The organism is Gallicola sp. Sow4_E12, assembly GCF_052116305.1.
GTDB lineage: Bacteria > Bacillota > Clostridia > Tissierellales > Peptoniphilaceae > JBQKLI01.
Genome location: NZ_JBQKLI010000005.1, coordinates 64,166 through 81,038 on the forward strand (window position 1 = coordinate 64,166; position 16,873 = coordinate 81,038).

General features: G+C 37.0%; 18 protein-coding genes and 2 other annotated features. Of the genes, 10 read left to right on the plus strand and 8 right to left on the minus strand.

The annotated features are described in order from the left end of the window. Positions 1 to 12 precede the first annotated feature (12 nt). The 6 genes from ACTQ46_RS03995 to ACTQ46_RS04020 all read right to left on the minus strand — a co-directional run bounded on the left by ACTQ46_RS03995 (position 13) and on the right by ACTQ46_RS04020 (position 6,564). Entirely contained in the window at positions 13 to 1,035 is a 1,023-nt protein-coding gene (locus ACTQ46_RS03995; protein ID WP_441747613.1) for an ABC transporter substrate-binding protein, read from the minus strand. A 60-nt stretch (positions 1,036 to 1,095) separates the two neighbouring features. Next, positions 1,096 to 1,332: a binding site (T-box leader), on the minus strand. Positions 1,333 to 1,371: 39 nt separating this feature from the next. Beyond that, the gene (locus ACTQ46_RS04000; RefSeq protein WP_441747615.1) at positions 1,372 to 3,006 is read right to left on the minus strand and encodes a class I adenylate-forming enzyme family protein; all 1,635 of its coding nucleotides are present in this window, start codon (positions 3,004 to 3,006) and stop codon (positions 1,372 to 1,374) included. A 255-nt stretch (positions 3,007 to 3,261) separates the two neighbouring features. Next, positions 3,262 to 3,484, minus strand: a binding site (T-box leader). 47 nt (positions 3,485 to 3,531) lie between these two features. After that, entirely contained in the window at positions 3,532 to 3,996 is a 465-nt protein-coding gene (locus ACTQ46_RS04005) for an NUDIX domain-containing protein (protein WP_441747616.1), read from the minus strand. An 8-nt stretch (positions 3,997 to 4,004) separates the two neighbouring features. Beyond that, on the minus strand, positions 4,005 to 4,682 hold the full coding sequence (locus ACTQ46_RS04010; RefSeq protein ID WP_441747618.1) for a hypothetical protein: 678 nt from the start codon (positions 4,680 to 4,682) through the stop codon (positions 4,005 to 4,007). 18 nt (positions 4,683 to 4,700) lie between these two features. Continuing rightward, the gene (locus ACTQ46_RS04015; RefSeq protein WP_441747619.1) at positions 4,701 to 5,441 is read right to left on the minus strand and encodes an NAD-dependent epimerase/dehydratase family protein; all 741 of its coding nucleotides are present in this window, start codon (positions 5,439 to 5,441) and stop codon (positions 4,701 to 4,703) included. 10 nt (positions 5,442 to 5,451) lie between these two features. Further along, positions 5,452 to 6,564, minus strand: coding sequence for an aldo/keto reductase (locus ACTQ46_RS04020; protein ID WP_441747621.1), 1,113 nt, complete (start codon positions 6,562 to 6,564; stop codon positions 5,452 to 5,454). 760 nt (positions 6,565 to 7,324) lie between these two features. Between ACTQ46_RS04020 and ACTQ46_RS04025 the strand changes: the two genes are divergently transcribed. The 7 genes from ACTQ46_RS04025 to ACTQ46_RS04055 all read left to right on the plus strand — a co-directional run bounded on the left by ACTQ46_RS04025 (position 7,325) and on the right by ACTQ46_RS04055 (position 12,059). Then, positions 7,325 to 7,765 (plus strand): hypothetical protein, encoded by a 441-nt coding sequence (locus ACTQ46_RS04025; RefSeq protein WP_441747623.1) that lies wholly within the window; start codon positions 7,325 to 7,327, stop codon positions 7,763 to 7,765. A gap of 67 nt (positions 7,766 to 7,832) precedes the next feature. Then, positions 7,833 to 8,483 carry a hypothetical protein gene (locus ACTQ46_RS04030; RefSeq protein ID WP_441747624.1) on the plus strand — a complete coding sequence of 217 codons (651 nt, stop codon included), beginning with the start codon at positions 7,833 to 7,835 and terminating at the stop codon, positions 8,481 to 8,483. Then, complete coding sequence (locus ACTQ46_RS04035; RefSeq protein ID WP_441747626.1) at positions 8,476 to 9,240, plus strand: hypothetical protein; 765 nt, start codon at positions 8,476 to 8,478, stop codon at positions 9,238 to 9,240. The genes ACTQ46_RS04030 and ACTQ46_RS04035 overlap by 8 nt, the downstream gene beginning before the upstream one ends. Positions 9,241 to 9,278: 38 nt before the next feature. Beyond that, positions 9,279 to 9,932, plus strand: a complete 654-nt coding sequence (locus ACTQ46_RS04040; RefSeq protein WP_441747627.1) for an ABC transporter ATP-binding protein — start codon at positions 9,279 to 9,281, stop codon at positions 9,930 to 9,932. After that, on the plus strand, positions 9,907 to 10,485 hold the full coding sequence (locus tag ACTQ46_RS04045; protein ID WP_441747629.1) for a hypothetical protein: 579 nt from the start codon (positions 9,907 to 9,909) through the stop codon (positions 10,483 to 10,485). The genes ACTQ46_RS04040 and ACTQ46_RS04045 overlap by 26 nt, the downstream gene beginning before the upstream one ends. A gap of 9 nt (positions 10,486 to 10,494) precedes the next feature. Next, positions 10,495 to 11,328 carry a hypothetical protein gene (locus tag ACTQ46_RS04050; RefSeq protein ID WP_441747630.1) on the plus strand — a complete coding sequence of 278 codons (834 nt, stop codon included), beginning with the start codon at positions 10,495 to 10,497 and terminating at the stop codon, positions 11,326 to 11,328. After that, entirely contained in the window at positions 11,328 to 12,059 is a 732-nt protein-coding gene (locus tag ACTQ46_RS04055; protein WP_441747632.1) for a hypothetical protein, read from the plus strand. The genes ACTQ46_RS04050 and ACTQ46_RS04055 overlap by 1 nt, the downstream gene beginning before the upstream one ends. Before the next feature lie 417 nt (positions 12,060 to 12,476). Here the strand turns inward: ACTQ46_RS04055 and ACTQ46_RS04060 are convergent, their stop codons facing one another. After that, positions 12,477 to 12,818 carry a hypothetical protein gene (locus tag ACTQ46_RS04060; RefSeq protein WP_441747634.1) on the minus strand — a complete coding sequence of 114 codons (342 nt, stop codon included), beginning with the start codon at positions 12,816 to 12,818 and terminating at the stop codon, positions 12,477 to 12,479. A 98-nt stretch (positions 12,819 to 12,916) separates the two neighbouring features. Further along, the gene (locus tag ACTQ46_RS04065) at positions 12,917 to 13,492 is read right to left on the minus strand and encodes a TetR/AcrR family transcriptional regulator (protein WP_441747635.1); all 576 of its coding nucleotides are present in this window, start codon (positions 13,490 to 13,492) and stop codon (positions 12,917 to 12,919) included. A 215-nt stretch (positions 13,493 to 13,707) separates the two neighbouring features. Between ACTQ46_RS04065 and ACTQ46_RS04070 the strand changes: the two genes are divergently transcribed. From ACTQ46_RS04070 to ACTQ46_RS04080, 3 genes are all read left to right on the plus strand, one after another. After that, a complete protein-coding gene (locus ACTQ46_RS04070; RefSeq protein WP_441747637.1) occupies positions 13,708 to 14,778 on the plus strand; it encodes an ABC transporter permease in 1,071 nt (356 codons plus the stop codon). Between the two features lie 11 nt (positions 14,779 to 14,789). After that, positions 14,790 to 15,494, plus strand: coding sequence for an ABC transporter ATP-binding protein (locus tag ACTQ46_RS04075; RefSeq protein WP_441747639.1), 705 nt, complete (start codon positions 14,790 to 14,792; stop codon positions 15,492 to 15,494). Between the two features lie 142 nt (positions 15,495 to 15,636). Next, positions 15,637 to 16,812 carry a DUF438 domain-containing protein gene (locus ACTQ46_RS04080; RefSeq protein ID WP_441747640.1) on the plus strand — a complete coding sequence of 392 codons (1,176 nt, stop codon included), beginning with the start codon at positions 15,637 to 15,639 and terminating at the stop codon, positions 16,810 to 16,812. The last annotated feature ends 61 nt before the right edge of the window (positions 16,813 to 16,873 follow it).

Below are 16,873 nucleotides of genomic sequence, written 5' to 3' on the forward strand. Positions count from 1 at the left end.
AGCAGTCCCCTTTTATTTCGACTCGATAGTATCAAAGCTTTCAGTAGCCTGGTCGAGCACAGTTTGTGGGATTTCGATTCCTAAGTTTGATCCAGCTGCTGTATTGACATAGGTTAGCGGAGATTCGATCGCTTCGAAAGGAATTTCAGAAGCTTTTGCTTCGCCTTTTAGGATTTTAGCAGCCATTTTTCCTGTTTGAACTCCCAACTGATCATAGTCGATTCCTTTGGCAGCTAAGCAGCCGATTTTAACCTGCTCAATTTCTGAACCAAATACAGGGATGTTTTTCGCATTTGCTTTGTCTAAAATAAGGGGCAAAGAGCTGACTACAGTGTTGTCTGTTAGATTTGTAAGAACATCTACTTTTTCTAAGATACTGTCTGCTGCAAGAGGAATATCGGCTGTTGCAGAAACACCTTCTGTAACTAGAGTAAAATCGTATTTCGGTGCAAGCTCTTCATAAAGTTTGATCATCGAAACAGAGTTTGCTTCGCTTGTAGTATAAAGAATCCCGATGGTTTTTGCTTCTGGAAGCATTTCTCTCATAAGCTTTAATTGTTCTTCTACAGGAAGAATGTCGCTTGTTCCTGTTACATTTCCTGTTGATTTTCCATCTTCTGTAGCAAGCTGTGCTGCAACAGGGTCTGTGATGGCTGTGTAGACAAGAGGGATTTCTGTATCTAAAGCAGCATTAAAGGCGCTCATCGCGGAAGGTGTAGCGATAGCTGCGATTAAGTCTACTTTATTGCCTACAAAGTTTTGAGCAATGGTGTTGGCGTTTGCTGTAGCAGCTTCTGCGTTTTGATAGTCGACTGTTAAGTTTTCTCCTTCCACAATGCCGCTTTCAGCAAGACCTTTGATAAAGCCTTCTCGGCAGTTGTCTAAGGAACCATGCTGAGCGAACTGAGAAATTCCTATTTTATAGTTCTTGTTTTCTGTGTTTGATGTTCCTGTGCTGTCTGCTCCGCCGGAAGAGCAGCTTGAGGCAAAGATTGTCATTGCCAATAGTAATACTAGATACTTGATTTTTTTCATTTTTTCTCTCCTTGAATAATTTTTTATCCGGAAAGTGTATAAAAAAAGACTCTTATCCCTGAAAGGGACAAAAGTCTTACACTTCTGCGGTACCACCCAAATTTGCTTACGCACACTTCGCCGAAAAAATTGTTTTTCGTCTCTTGATAACGGGTGAGAATCCCGTTGAATACTACTCGTTTCCTTTCGCTTCACCCTCGAAAGCCCATTCTAAGACAGTCCCCTTGCCATACTCCCACCTGCTATGGCTCGCTGTAAGTTTCTTTGTCTTATACTATTCTTTCTCATCGGTTTCCCTTAAATCCTAATCCAATAGCTAAGTTTTGTCAAGAATTGTTATTTTTTTGTTTGAGCCTCAACAAGCCTTTCGCCGCAGTATTTTTTGCGAAGGGCAGGTTTTTCGATTTTACCTGTAGGGTTTCTAGGAATCGTATCGAATATAATTCGTCTCGGTCTTTTATATCTTGGAAGATCTTCGCAGAATTCTTCGATTTCTTTTTCGGAAGAGGAAGCTCCTTCTTTAAATTCGATGATAGCTGCTGAAATTTCTCCTAATCTTTCATCGGGGATCCCGATAACGGCTACATCCTTAATAGCCGAATGAGCACGGAGAAAGTCTTCGATCTGAACAGGATAGATATTTTCTCCTCCGGAGATGATCACGTCTTTTTTTCGGTCTACCAGATAGATAAAACCGTCTTCGTCCATCTTTGCCACATCTCCTGTGTAAAGCCAGCCATCCTTTAACGATTCCTTCGTCGCTTCTTCATTGTTGTAATAGCAGGTCATAAGGCCCGGTCCTTTTACAAGAAGCTCCCCTACTTCCTCTGCTTTGCATTCTTCGCCTTTTTCGTCGACGATTTTTGTTTCCCATAAGTATCCTGCTTTACCGATAGCCCCTACTTTATGAATGTTTTCTACTCCTAAATGAACACAGCCCGGTCCTATGGATTCGCTTAGACCGTAGTTTGTATCGTACTGATGATGAGGGAATATCTCCATCCAGCGGTCGATAAGGCTTGGAGGAACAGGCTGAGCTCCGATATGCATCAAGCGAAGCTGATCTAGACAGTACTGGTCAAGAGGAAGATCCCCTCTGTCGATGGCATCTAGTATATCCTGGGCCCAGGGAACAAGCAGCCAGACGATGGTTACATGTTCTTTCGAAATGGTTTCGAAAATCCATTCGGGACTGACTCCCCGTAAAAGAACGGCCTTTCCGCCGGACATTAAAGATCCAAACCAGTGCATTTTAGCTCCTGTGTGATAGAGAGGAGGGATACAAAGAAACACATCATCTTTTTTCTGAGAGTGATGGTTCTGTTCTGCTAGAACGGCAGTCATCAGGGACTGGTGATTATGAAGGATCGCCTTTGGAAAACCGGTGGTTCCAGAAGAAAAGTAGATTGCAGCACTATCTTCTTCTTGAAGCTCGATAGCGGGAGCTCTTGAAGAACAGTAGTTTACCATATGATTGAAGGGATCGGCGAAGGTAGGCACTTCTTCTCCTACATAATAAAAGTCCTTCACATTTTTTAAAGAGCCGAAGATCTCTTCGATTCGGCCTGTGAACTCCGGTCCGAAAATAATGGTATTGACTTCTGCTAATTCGGCGCAGTATTTGATTTCGGAAGCTGTATAGCGGTAGTTCAAAGGAACGGCTAAAGCTCCGGTTTTTAAAATACCAAAATAGATGGGCAGCCACTCCAGCTGGTTCATTAAAAGGATTGCAATCTTATCGCCTTTCTTTACATTTCGAGTTAAAAGAAAATTAGCAAATCGATTTGCTTTCTGGTCGAACTCCTGCCAAGTCATTTCCCGGCGGTAAGGTTCTTTTATTGTCTGTTCGATTAAGTTATATTCTCTCCAAGTGACCCCGTGTTCCGGCTGGTTTTCCGGGTTGACTTCAACTAAAGCGGTGTCATCGGGATAAAATTTTGCATTTCGTTCAAGAAAATCAGTTATAACCATAATAATTCCTTTCTATGTAAATGATTGAGGCGCTGTATAAAGAGCTTAGTAAAGAGTGGGAGAGTGGAGATATAGGGACGTGTTTATTTTGAATATAGGGCACCAAACCACCTCAGACTCTGAAACTGAACATAAACTATTTTCTTCCACAACTCCCCTCTCCCCTCTTTCACACTCCACACTTTTTTCCCTTTCCCTTATAAAACAGTGTGAAATAAAGCTCCGAAAAATAGTAAAGCCCTCTGCAGAAGTTCTGCAGAGGGCGTGATTCACGCGGTACCACCTCTATTGCCGAAAATACGGCATCTCAAGCTAAAGCTTTCCAAGGTAACGGTTGAGTCCGTCCCCGTCTACTGGTCTTTGCGTTCGAGGGGATGCTATGAAGGGTATTCAAAAAGGTCCGCACGCTTCCTTCCAGCTTTTGGAAGCTCTCTGTAGAGGGATGGCTTTCCTACTCTTCTTCAATAATCGCTTTTTTATATCTTAACATAATTGAGAAAATATACAAGGAATTTTATCGCCGCTTTAAAGAGGCGAAGAGTTTAAAATATTCTGCAAACGAAACAGAAATTCTCTTTGGCTTTTGAATATTTTCTCAAGGGCTTTCGAATAATCGAACCATTCTGCTTTGTCGTTTTCTACAATTTCCATCTTTTTGCCAGATTTAGGGGGCCATTCGATAATACAGCTGTTGCAGACGACTTTTTCTGGATCAAGATCCATTTCCAAGGCGTATGCTGTTATAATTCTGTTGGAATGGGGCTTTACAGAACCCAACTCGAGAAGGTTTCCCAAGGCTTGAAATCCCGTTTCTTCATGAAACTCTCGAAGGGCGGCTTCCAAGGGGCTCTCTCCTGATTCTAAGAGTCCTTTCGGTATGGACCAGGAACCTAAGTCTTTATGGCTCCAGTAAGGACCGCCGGGATGGGTTAAAAAGTATTCTATATTTTTTCTTTTTCGATAGAGTAGAATTCCTGCACTGTGTTTCATTCTATCACCTATAACTGTGCGACCATTAACTTTGTTTTTCCGATTTCCATAAAACCTAGCCTTGTCATAAAGTCGTAGGATTCTTTTTTCATAAATTCTTCAGGATAGGGTTCATCTGGGTTCTCTGTAAGTTCTGCTCCTTGGGGCATTCGGGCGATAAACTGGTAATAATCGTCGATAGGGGGAACGAGATAGCAGAAGTTTCGCACTCGAATATGATAAAGCTCTAAGATAACGTCGCTTAACGTAGCGAAAAGCTCCCTTAATTCCTCGTCTTCCAGCTGCATTTCCAATGAAAACTCATGGATATAGAAGAAATTCCGATAAAGCTTTCTTTCCTTATCGATAATATAGCCTTCCCGTCCTAAAATATTATAAATCTGCTGATAGTCTGCACTTGCCATCTGGCAAAGGTGGGCAGGATGTCCCCCGTCCTGATCGTATTCATTTAATAAGAAGACCGCACCTCTTATTGATCCGATTCTCATATTATACTGATCTAAATATTCTTTTTGTTTCGCTACCGAATTGTTTTTTACAACATCCTTTGAAGATCCGTAGATATCCATAGAGATAAGGGGCAGATATTTTTCCTGATTATAGGAAGAACGGTAGCTGCTGCCTTTTTGATCCAGTATGGAATACTGTAGATCGTTTTTCGTAATATAAATACTTTTAAATTTCATAATCTCTCCTTTTTCGGATTATATATCCGATACTCCTGCTATTATAAAGGAATTGTCTTCCGGTTGATAGTCCACCAGCTCTTTTGTTCGGTGCAAAGACAAGTGTTTATAGGTATTGTCCGATACTCCATGAAGGATATAGAAAGGTTCTTTCATTTGAACCTCAATAGAAGCTTCGATAAGACTTAACATATCTCTCGGACTGATAAAGATCGATAATGTTTCCAAATTCAGGTTTTCTTCCTCGTCCGTGAACGCGTTATAAGACCCGATTCGTATGGCGATGCATTCCATGCCCTTATGATAAGCAAAATAAGAGCAGAGGGCTTCGTTGAAACACTTCGATACCCCATAGAGATCACCTGGACGAACGGGGTCGTCGACTTCGATTTGTTTATCCGAAGGGTATCCGCTTACAGCATGGATGCTGGATGCATATATAAAGCGCTTAATGCCGTGTTTCGAACAGGCGGAAAGAACATTTTTTGTTCCTTCGATATTCAGCTCTTCTAAGGTTTGGAAATCGGCATCTGGAAGAGCTTCCCCTGCTAGATGAATTACAACATCCACATCTCGGATGATTTCATTGCAGGCTTGAGGGTTTCGGATATCGAGTATTTTAAAGTCCAAATTTTCTTCTTTGAAAAATTCAAAGCCTTCTTCATTGATATCAGCGGCGATGATTTCGTGTTTTTTTGATAAAGGGCCTGTGATATATTTTCCAATATTGCCGCAGGCTCCTGTGATTAATATCTTCATTCGACCTCCATTAAGAATCGTATTTTTCAGAAGCTTGGTCCATCCAGTGGATGATTTCGATTTTCTGAGGACAGACATTTTCGCAGTGTCCGCATTCGATACAGTCAGATGCTTTTCCTTTGCCTTCTGTATTAAAATCATAGCTTGATTTTGCTGAGGACTTGTTCTGGAAGGTAATCTCCCGATTCAGAGCCGAGAGTACATCGGGAATCGGAATGTCTTCCGGACAGCCTTCTACACAATATTTGCAGTCCGTACAAGGGATACGGGGGTTTTTTAGAAGTACTTCGACAACCTGGTCTATTGTATTTCTTTCCTCGTCAGAAATCTCTTTAAAATCTCTTAATGTCTTTAGATTATCTTCCATCTGTTCCGGATAGCTCATGCCGCTTAGAACGGTTATTACATTCTTTAAAGAAGCTGCAAAACGGATCGCCCAAGAAGAGACAGAGCTTTCTCTATCTGCTTTTTTAAAAATCGCCGCCGCTTCTTCAGGGAGATTCGATAGTGTGCCGCCCTTTACAGGCTCCATGATAACAATGGGCATATTGTGCTTTAAAGCGACTTCATAGCATTTACGGGATTCGATAGTAGGATCTTCCCAGTCGATATAGTTTAGCTGAAGCTGAACGAAGTCCATATCCGGATGATTTGTAAGAATCTCATCCAGAACCTCTGCTTTGTCATGGAAAGAAAAGCCCAGGTTTTTAATGAATCCTTCTTCTTTTTTCTTTTTTAAAAAGTTCCAAATATCATAACGGTCGAAGACTTCTGTACGTTTGCCTCCAAGATTATGAAGAAGATAATAATCGAAATAGCCTGCTTGAGTACGATCTAAAGAGGTATAGAACATCTCTTCTGCTTCTTCTTTGGAATCGGCTATGTAGGCGGGAAGTTTTGTAGCCAGTAAAAAGGACTCTCTAGGATATCTTTCCACAATAGTTTTTCGGGCGATAACTTCAGAATAGCCGTTGTCATAGCCCCAAGCTGTATCAAAATAGGTAAACCCTTCCTCTATAAAACGATCCACCATTCCCTTAATCATCTCTAAATCAAATTCACCATCTATTGTCTTAAAACGCATTAAACCAAAACCGAGTTTTTTAATATTCTCACCTAACATGTTTTCCACCTCTTTATTTTTAATCATATAAATATATATACCCGATTCGGGAAGGCATTAAAGAAAGAGGGAGAGCTTAAAAGAAAGAGTGGAGAGTGAAAGAGGGAGAGAGTGGAGTTGTGGAGGAAAAATGATAAAGAGAATCATTTTTCTGCTTAGTGTAAGAACAAGATTATTTTTGTGGTATTTGAAATAAATATCGAAGGGTAAGAAGCATGTTTTTTTTATACAGAATCGGATTCAGGGATTCTTGGCTGCGTTTCATGGTCTATACGACTTAGAAAATCATCGGAAAAGAGCATAGGCTTTTCTTATCAAAACTATGGCAAATAAAAAAAGCCCATAATCAAATATGAGCTTTTACTTTATAGCCGAATATAACACCGATCAAAGCGGGGAGAAAAGCTAAGTAAAGAATCGTTGTGTTGATATCGAAATTGAACACTAAAGTCGTTACAATGACGAAGGCTATGGATGTAATAATGGGATGGATGTATTTCACTTTCGCTAGATATTTTTCTACAAAAATTCCTCTGATAAGACCAGTTAGATATATTTTGAGATTGTAATAATGATTACTTTTGTAACTTCAATAAATTTTATACTATATACAGTTATGTATAGTATAAATTTAGTATATAAATTAGATTAAAAAGAGTTCGTCAAGATGAAATGAACTTTAACTTGACAATATATATATATATATATATAATAAAATAATTAGGAGCCTACCTGTTAAATTTATCGAAGGAGATAGAGTATGAAAAAATTTATTGCAATCGCAGTGCTTAGTTTATGTATTACTTTATTACCGGCAACTCAAACTTTTGCGAATACAAGTGATCGAGGATTCAGCTATAATTTCAAATCTTACGAATCTCAGGCAACGATCAATTCCTTAGCAGCTCGTTATGATATTAGAAAATCAAATATGAGTAGTGCTTATATTAAAAATGTGAAACAAAATAATTTCTATTTAGATTCTATCCGAGAATATAACGGGGGAGCTGGGGTTCTTAGAAGTACTTTCAAAAAATTTAATGTACCTTATAATCGTGAAGGTTTAGGGTATAATACAGTTAAAGTAGGAAAAAGACCAGTGCCTCGTTTAGAAAAAGGTCCATCTGGAAGTGTCTGGTATATTGAGGGTCTCTATAGCCCGAATAATTATCAAGGATATCAAGCTTCCGGCTTGTTATAGGAAGATTAAAAAGAATGAAATTGTAAGATAAGGATGTAGGCTCCTTTTTACCATTATGGAGGTTTTAATGAAGAAAAAAGTTGCGATATTATTAATTTTATTAGGGATACCGCTCGCGGTTCTTCTTTATAATAATTTTTCTCAGAATAAAGAAAATAGTGAGGAAGAGTTGGCGACGAAAGATGATACTATATATCAAGTTCAACAGCCGATTGAAAATGAAATCATGAAAATAATTGTATATCCTTCAGAACTCTCTAAGGAATGGAGAGGAAAAGAGGATATAAAAGAATGGCTCCAAATGGAAAGACCTGAAATTCCAGTAGAGGATGATGGTACATTAGGAGAAGGATATACATATGTATATACTCAAATCGAAGCAACAAATAAAACAACAAAAGATCATCCAAGAGCTTTCACCGAGTTTCAGACGGGTATGGATATTTTTTCAGAACCAAAAATAAACCCGGATGATTCAAACCGTCTGTCATTAACATACGGAGTTATGGGCAAGGATCTCTTCAATCCCCATGTTTATTTCGTGTCTTTGGATTATCAAGAGACAAAAATGGCAAATGTTTATTCTATTATAAAAGAGGACTCTTTAAACAAGGAGAGCAAATATTATGGAGCTGTAGATTTAAGAAGCGACTTGAATGAAAAAGAAGATATTCCTAGATTTGTAGAATTAGATATTAAAGAGGAAGCAAATGAATAAGTGGATTTCAAGAGAAAAATACGGTTATTTAGGGATGAGTTTATTGATAATACTTATCTTTGGGCAACTATACTATTTTGCGGGAAATTCTCAATTAGTATTTAGTAATGTATTCATCTACTTTTTTAATGGGGTTCCTTATTTTGACAAGGGAACCTCTTTTTTTATGGATTTTCCATGGTATTGGTTTGGAATACAGATCTTTCTTTTATACCGAATTCTCTTAAATATTGACTTCACCCATAATAGGATTGAACAGTTTCTAATACGGGAAGACAGAAATAAGTTTTACAACAATCAAATAAAAAAGATTGTTTTTTTGAATCTTTCTTATATTGTATTAATACTTTTTTGGATAGTTCTTCTTTGCGGGATTTTTAAAATTCCGTTTTTGGGGGATCATTATGAAATGGATTATTTATTAAGCAAAGTCCCATTCGAGGTTCAACGTTCAGCCTTGTCTCTTTTCTTAGCATTTATGGTATCTATGATGACCTCGATTCTTTTGAGTTTAATCATGTGGGTTTTATATATTATTGTGAATGGAGCAGGGGCTTTTGCGGTGATAACGGCTTATTATGTCGGAGCTTTTTTTATCTCGAATCCAATTTTTTTGCCGAATTATTTAATGATAGGAAGAACTTTGCAGCAGCAATATGGTATAGAACCAAGGATAGGAATGATAACAGGTATTGTGGTTTTTGCTATAGTTTATATATTAGGATTAATGTTTATGAAATCGAAGGATATCGTATAAACTTTATTCGAAAAGGGATGTTCTCAAGGAGAAAAATGATGGAAGTTACAGTAAAGAATATTGTGAAAAATTTCAAAGAAAAACGAGTGTTGGATCATGTGAACTTAGAGTTTTACAGTCAAAGAGTATATGGATTAAGAGGGAAAAATGGAGCAGGAAAAACGATGCTCTTGAGAAGTTTGTGCGGTCTTATTTTATTAGATGAAGGTGAAATTAAGATAAATGGAAGGTCGCTCGGGAAAGATTACTCTTTTCCGGAAGATGTGGGAATATTAATAGAAGGTCCAGGTTATATCGAAGAATTCAGCGGGTTTGATAATCTAAAATATATTGCGGATATAAAAAAGAAAATCGGAGATAAAGAGATTCATGAGATAATGACGTATTTTGATTTAGATCCTGAAGATCAAAGAAGCGTTAAGAAATATTCGCTAGGAATGAAGCAAAAGCTAGGTCTTTGCATGGCTTTTATGGAAAGGCCGAATCTTATCTTACTAGATGAACCGCTGAATGCTCTCGATGAACAAGCAGCAAAAAAATTATTGGAATTGATCCTTCAAAGAAAGCAGGAAGGAGCCTTAATCATTATCGCTTCTCATGACCGGGAAGAATTAGATTATCTTTCGGATGAAATCATTTTTATGAAAGAAGGGAGAATTGTTTCTGATGAAAAGGAAATTTCGATTTATTAAAATAATAGTTGTGATTGCTGTAGCTCTTTTTCTGATTATCGGTTATCGAATCCTTCTTTTCCAGAGCAAGTATCCTCCCAGGGAAGATATTATTGTCCCCAAAGGGGAATCAGCAGAAATTATGCCTGGGGTAAAAGTGCGTATTTTAGATACAAAGATCCTTTCTCAAGAGGACTACTTTTCATTGACAGAAGATTCTCGCGGAAAAGATCCAAATATGTTTGGGGTAATTGTTAAAGCGGAAATGTCTGTAGATGAAGGATACTATATGGAAGGTACACCATTAAAAAACGCTGTCTTTAAGACTGAGGGATATAATAATATGGTGGGCTATGTATTTCAAGATATAAAAAAGAACGAAGAGGGTAAACTTACAGCTGTTTGGCCAAGGGGATATCGACGGATTGAAAATGGTGAAAAAAGAATCGATTATTTGGCAGTACCTGTAGGAAAATGGAATGTTCCGGATGAGATGTGGAAGAATATTAAAAACAAAGACTATACTTTAACGGTAGGCTACTATCCCCAGTATATCCGGATGAAATTATATTAGAGGCTTAAGATGAGATATTTTAAAATAGAAATAAAGAGAATGCTACTCACAAAAAGTTTTTGGATTTCACTATTGATTATGTATATAATTTGCATAGGACAATATATTTCGTATGGTTTATTACTTGGAGATGGTTATGGTGATTGGATTAGGGAATATGGATTTGGTTTTATGATGCAGCCCTCTTCGCTGTTTACAAGTTGGATCGGCGGAGAGCTGAATTCCATGTATATGTTTCTCTTTCTAGCTCTTTTGCCGTTAATTAGTTCCTTTGCCTATAGTACAACTTATTATAAAGACCGGAAACTAGGACAGGTAAAAAATGTTCTGACTCGAGTGGATTCTGGCAAGTACTATAGGTCAAAGTGGCTAACCATTTTTCTAGCTGGGTTTTTAATTGCAATGATACCGTTATTATCCAATGTATATTTGCATCTAACGTATTCCGTTCCATTAACACCAATTCTTGAATCGATGACTACAGAAGTATTATTTGATCGAGAAAAATGGATATTTGATTTGTTTTACAATAAGCCCTTTTTATATATGGGATTATATATTTTTGTGATCTCAACGTTTTCAGGGCTTTATGCTACGTTAGGAATGACTTTTAGCGTATTAGTGAATAAAAGTTTGGCTGCTGTGATTGGTCCTTTTATTCTATGGAGATTTTTTGACTTAATGTTTAGTATTGTTGGTAAAACGAATTGGGGGATGTCTAATCAGCTTTTCCCTACTTTAGGACATATGAATATATATATTGTTTTTGTCTATTCCCTTATAATCCTAACAATATCCATCGCTCCTATCTATATTAGATGGAAAAGAAAGGAAGACTTTTAATGGAGACAATAAGTTCAAAACATTTTAAGGTTATCTTTTTGTTTTTAGGACTTCAAGGGGCTGCTATTCTTCTCATTAATCTTTACTTAAGTAACTCTGCCGAAGGTGCGGTTTCTTTTGCGGATCGTTTAATCCTAGGATATGAGCCTTTTAAAAATGGAGTATTTTTATTGCCGATTCCTTTACTGTTCTATATGTGGTTGAATCGCTATATCAATCTCAAAGATAGAATAGTACGCTTTAAAAGCAGAACCCAGATTACAAAAGATAGAATTAGAATAGGGGGAATTCTCAGCTTCGTTTTTACGATAGAGTATGTAGTTGTTACAGGACTGATAAGTATATTTGATCAATCTCTTATAAATTGGCAGAATACAAATAGTTTCTTTTTTAGTCTAAATCAATTTGTATTCCAAGGGCAGTTTATGTCCGTTCTGTTTTACACAGTGGTATCCTTTTTTTTGATATTATTGATAGGCTTATTCTTATTTGATTTAGTTTATTTGATTTTTGACAATTATTTTTTCAGTTGGATTGTGATTCTTTATTTAGTGATTTGGGATATGTTTGTACCATCGAATCAAAGTTTATTATTTCGGCGATTTTACATTAACTATTCATTTTATACAGGTGATGAAAAAGTCGGGTTGACGTTAGTAGGAGCTGTTGTTCTTATTGCAATAATCCTTCTTTGCAGGAAAGTTGCCGGAGATAAGAAAGACTTTATATAATTAATTATAAAGCTGTGTTTTAGGAGTTGATTTTTATATCCATGAAAAGCTAAGAGAGTGCAGCAGCTGCTAAATTATTTTCTTAATCACTGATAATCTTTAAAAATATTAAGTGGAATGTTTAACATTACAGTTAACGTTCCGCTTGTCTTTTCTTTAATGCTTTTTTGTAAAACATTTTTCGTTTTTAAGAGCGAGGTAATTCATGGAGGTGTATCTGAAAAATTATTTTCTAGGCAGGTAAAAAGCCTACCCGCAATACCAAGCTTCTAAATTTGTATTTAACAAAGATAGCAAAAAATAAATTAGAAATTATGAATTAAAATGATATTCTCGGTTTAATTTAAATCAGAAAATCATCGAAAAGGTGCATAAGCCTTTCTTATTAAAACTATAGCAAATAAAAAAAGCTCATAATCAAATATGAGCTTTCGTTTTATAGCCGATCAGAACACCGATTAAAGCCGGTAGAAAAGCTAGAAATAGAATCGTTGTGTTGATATCGAAATTGAACACTAAAGTCGTTACAATGACGAAGGCTATTGCCGTTATAAAGGGATATAGATATTTAACTTTCTCCAGATACTTCCCTACAAAAAATCCACTGATAAGGCAGATTAGGGGGAAAAGGATGTATAAAAAGAGAAGTCCAAATCCTAAAGCATCATCTCCCGGAAGAAAAAACATTCCATAAAGAGCCATCCCTGCAAAAATAATCATGGAGATTATAATAGCAGTAATACCTTTGTTCTTAATCATAAGATCACCTTCCTTTATATTCTATAGATACCCTGTTAGAAGCGGAATCTATAGAATATAAAGAAAAGATGAAAATTATTAAATATCTAGATAAAATATTAAGTTTCGGAGTCTTGATGCTTTTCTAAAATCCCGTATAAAAACAGGTCAATTCCGTTCTGTATTTCTTTACGGACATCTTTTCCCTTCCACTCCGGTTCCAGATAGCGGGAAAGAAGGACGAAAAGATGATGGACTGCTGTTTCAATATCAATATGCTTTCGAAGGTGAGCTTTGTTTTCCTCAAAGAGTGCCATAAAGGACTGAACGTAGGAAGTTTTCCATAAGAAATAAAGTTCCTCCGCTACATTTTCTGAAAGATTATAATGAATATCATGCATCATCGTATTGATATCAAAGGGGTGGCGGTCATGAAGGTAGAGCATCATTTTCTCAAGTTTTTTAACCGTAGAGTCCTCAGAAAGGCGAATAGTTTCTAAATTTTCGAAAACCTCTTTCGAAAGAGTTTCCATAATCGCAACATATATATCTTCTTTCTTTTTGAAGTGATGATATAAATTCGGCTGTGTAATGCCTAATATACCTGCTATCTGTCTTGTAGATGTTTTTTTATAGCCTTGACTCATAAAGAGTTCTTCTGCTGTTTCCAGTATTTTTTCTCGCATAGATTTCATAATATCATTTCCTTATCTAAAGCATCGTAAAATAGATGAAGCTTTTGTTACTTATGTTTTATATTTCTTAGACTCTATTTATTTTATCACAGTTGAAAGAGCGGATACAAACAAAAAGCCAGTTAGAAAAAAGAAGACATTTTTTGAAATGAATATATCCATTTATAGAAGAACGTGGTATTATAAGCTTATCAAACGATAAGTAGGAGGTATATATGTTTTTAGCAATAAAAGAGATTATTCATTCAAAATTAAGATACGGTTTAGTTATCGGTCTTGTGTTTTTGATTGCTTATTTGGTGTTTTTTCTTACAGGTCTGGCTTATGGTTTAGCTTTAGATAATCGGACGGCTGTAGATAAATGGGATGCAGATTATATTTTACTTGCAGAAGAATCGAATTCGAATCTAAGTATGTCCATGGTTCCCAGAAAAAATTTAGAGGAAGTGGAAGGAAATGAAAAAGCTCTGTTGGCACAAACTCCAGGAGTGGTAACTCAAGAAGGAAATGAAGATGGAGAGAAGATCACTGTAAGCTTTTTCGGGATCAATAAAGATGAGTTTATTATGCCGGAGGTTATAGAAGGAAAGGCTTTTGAATCCGATGCTCAGGCGGTAGCGGATATCAGCCTCAAGGACGAATATCAGGTAGATATCGGAGACAAGATAAAGCTTTCCGGCAATAAGAAGATCTTTGAAATCGTAGGATTTACGGAAGATGCAAAGTTTAATGTTTCTCCTGTTCTCTATATTTCAATTCCTGCTTATCAGGAAGTCCGTTTTGAGAAAACAGATTTGTCAGAAAATGCAAGGTTAAGCGGTGTAGTGGTAAAGGGAGATGTGGGTTCTTTCCCTGACGATATGGAAAACATCAGTATCTCAAGTTTTATTAACAATCTGCCCGGCTATAATGCCCAAGTATTGACCTTTGGATTTATGATAGGTTTCTTAATTGTTATAGCAGCTATTGTAATCGGGATATTTATTTATGTGCTCACCATGCAGAAAATAAATATATTTGGTGTAATGAAAGCCCAAGGGATTTCCAGCGCTTTTATTGCAAAATCGATTATCGCACAGACCTTTATTTTGTCTGCAGCAGGGATTTTGCTGGGGCTAGGAGGAACCTATTTAACCTCTATATTTTTACCGAGCACGGTTCCCTTCCAGAGCAATCCGATGTTTTTAGGGGCGATCAGTTTATTGATGCTTATTGTAGCAATACTGGCGGCGTTTTTCTCGGTTAGAGCTATTGTGAAGATTGATCCATTAAGAGCGATTGGGTAGAAAGGAAGACTATGAGTGCTATAGAATTTAAAAATGTGAAAAAACAATTTAAAGACGGAAATAATATAATAGAAGCTTTGAAAGAAACGAATCTTAAAGTAGAGATGGGAAGTTTTGTGGCTATAATCGGACCTTCCGGTTCTGGGAAATCTACTTTTTTAACATTAGCAGGGGGGCTTCAATCTCCTTCAGAAGGAGAAATATTAATCAACGACAACCCTTTCAGCGAAGTAGAAGAGAAGAAAAGAGCGAAACTGCGTTTTAAAGAAATGGGATTTATACTCCAAGCATCAAACTTGATTCCTTTTTTGAAAGTAAAAGATCAGCTGGTTCTTGTAGATAAAGTAAATGGCAGAAAAGGGGAAAAATCAAAAGAAGATCTATTTGAACAGCTGGATATCGCCGATCTGGCTAATAAATATCCGGACGAGCTGTCTGGAGGAGAACGCCAGCGGGTTGCGATTGCACGATCTTTATACAATGATCCCTCTATTATACTGGCAGACGAACCGACAGCGAGTCTGGATTCGGAAAGAGCCTTTGAAGTGGTGGAAATCTTAGCGAAAGAAACGAAATGCAAGAACAAGGCGACGATTATGGTTACCCACGATACACGTTTGATCGAGTACTGCGACCATGTGTATATTATGGAAGATGGTGTATTAAGGGAAGAAAAGGATCGGTCTCAGAAGAAAATCGAGACTCTTTGTAATTAAATAGAAAAGACCAAGAATAAAAGGCGCCCCTGAATCCGAATAAGGATTTAGGGGTATTTTAATGGATGGTTGTCCTAGTATTAAAATAAGTATTCGCGGAAAAGAGAATACAGGTTATAATAAATAGATAGGAGGATTGTATATGAATAAAGAATTGATAAAAGATATCCTTTTGGAACTTCACAAAGGAGAAGATATAGCCGTTTTAAAGAAAAAGGTTCAAGAAATGGAAGGTATGATTTCTTCTAAGGAGCTTGCAGAAGCGGAGGATCTATTAGAAGGATCCAGTATTCCCGTAGATGAAATCCAGCGTTTAAGTACGGCTCATACAGAACTTTTCAGTGGAAAATTAAAAGAAAAAGAAGTTTCCTATGGACATCCTGTGTTTGTTTTTATGGGAGAGAACAGAGGACTTGAAAAATTTATTGAAGAAAAATATAATCCGGCACTAGAGGCTTTTCTTGCAGACCAAAAAGAGAAAAATTTAGAAGAGTTCAGGGCACAAGTGGAAGAACTTAAAAAAGTCGGTATCCATTATGATAGAAAAGAGAATCTGTTTTTCCCTTATCTGGAAAATGCAGGCATTACGACACCTCCACAGGTCATGTGGGGGGTTGATGATGTGATCCGTGATCTTATCGGCAAACTATCTGATTCTCTAAAGGGCGATATTATGGTTAAAAGGGTTGAACTTGTCAGTCAAAGAGTATTAACTCAAGTTTATGAAATGATAGAAAAAGAAGACAAAATTCTTGTGCCTATGATTTTGGATTATTTGACAGAGGAAGATTTTATTTTAGCGGCTCAGGAAAGTGTTCATATGGGCTATGTCTTTAATCAGGGGATAGAAGGCGCATCGAACTCCGATGCCAACACATGGCTTTCTGAGAAGACAAAAGGCGAAATGAAAACACGAGCTATGGAAGAAGACAAGATACAGATTTCAAGCGGTAGCTTTTATCCTAAGGAACTGGAAGCTATGCTCAACACCCTTCCAACAGATCTAACCTACGCAGATAAGGATGATATTGTAAGGTATTATTCAGAGGGCAAGCATCAGGTATTTACAAGAACAAGAACCATACTGGGAAGAGACCTGTATCTCTGCCATCCTCCACAGCTCATTCCTGTTATTAAAGAACTGATCGCTGATTTTAAAAGCGGCAAAAAAGATGAGATGATTGTACCCATGCGAAAGGGGAATCGACTTGAGCTGATTCGTTATTATGCTGTCCGAGGCGAAGATGGAGAATATCTAGGAGTTGTAGAAGTCACAGAAGAAATTTCGGACCAGCTGGAGATGTTTAAGGATTTATAGTGAAGAAAAAATGATAAATTATATTCATATATAAAATAATTTATTATTTATCAGGCAGATA

Bases quoted from the DNA above. Each gene is read 5' to 3' on its own strand.
- ACTQ46_RS03995 (WP_441747613.1), bottom strand. From the start codon at position 1,035: ATGAAAAAAATCAAGTATCTAGTATTACTATTGGCAATGACAATCTTT.
- ACTQ46_RS04000 (WP_441747615.1), bottom strand. From the start codon at position 3,006: ATGGTTATAACTGATTTTCTTGAACGAAATGCAAAATTTTATCCCGAT.
- ACTQ46_RS04005 (WP_441747616.1), bottom strand. From the start codon at position 3,996: ATGAAACACAGTGCAGGAATTCTACTCTATCGAAAAAGAAAAAATATA.
- ACTQ46_RS04010 (WP_441747618.1), bottom strand. From the start codon at position 4,682: ATGAAATTTAAAAGTATTTATATTACGAAAAACGATCTACAGTATTCC.
- ACTQ46_RS04015 (WP_441747619.1), bottom strand. From the start codon at position 5,441: ATGAAGATATTAATCACAGGAGCCTGCGGCAATATTGGAAAATATATC.
- ACTQ46_RS04020 (WP_441747621.1), bottom strand. From the start codon at position 6,564: ATGTTAGGTGAGAATATTAAAAAACTCGGTTTTGGTTTAATGCGTTTT.
- ACTQ46_RS04025 (WP_441747623.1), top strand. From the start codon at position 7,325: ATGAAAAAATTTATTGCAATCGCAGTGCTTAGTTTATGTATTACTTTA.
- ACTQ46_RS04030 (WP_441747624.1), top strand. From the start codon at position 7,833: ATGAAGAAAAAAGTTGCGATATTATTAATTTTATTAGGGATACCGCTC.
- ACTQ46_RS04035 (WP_441747626.1), top strand. From the start codon at position 8,476: ATGAATAAGTGGATTTCAAGAGAAAAATACGGTTATTTAGGGATGAGT.
- ACTQ46_RS04040 (WP_441747627.1), top strand. From the start codon at position 9,279: ATGGAAGTTACAGTAAAGAATATTGTGAAAAATTTCAAAGAAAAACGA.
- ACTQ46_RS04045 (WP_441747629.1), top strand. From the start codon at position 9,907: ATGAAAAGGAAATTTCGATTTATTAAAATAATAGTTGTGATTGCTGTA.
- ACTQ46_RS04050 (WP_441747630.1), top strand. From the start codon at position 10,495: ATGAGATATTTTAAAATAGAAATAAAGAGAATGCTACTCACAAAAAGT.
- ACTQ46_RS04055 (WP_441747632.1), top strand. From the start codon at position 11,328: ATGGAGACAATAAGTTCAAAACATTTTAAGGTTATCTTTTTGTTTTTA.
- ACTQ46_RS04060 (WP_441747634.1), bottom strand. From the start codon at position 12,818: ATGATTAAGAACAAAGGTATTACTGCTATTATAATCTCCATGATTATT.
- ACTQ46_RS04065 (WP_441747635.1), bottom strand. From the start codon at position 13,492: ATGAAATCTATGCGAGAAAAAATACTGGAAACAGCAGAAGAACTCTTT.
- ACTQ46_RS04070 (WP_441747637.1), top strand. From the start codon at position 13,708: ATGTTTTTAGCAATAAAAGAGATTATTCATTCAAAATTAAGATACGGT.
- ACTQ46_RS04075 (WP_441747639.1), top strand. From the start codon at position 14,790: ATGAGTGCTATAGAATTTAAAAATGTGAAAAAACAATTTAAAGACGGA.
- ACTQ46_RS04080 (WP_441747640.1), top strand. From the start codon at position 15,637: ATGAATAAAGAATTGATAAAAGATATCCTTTTGGAACTTCACAAAGGA.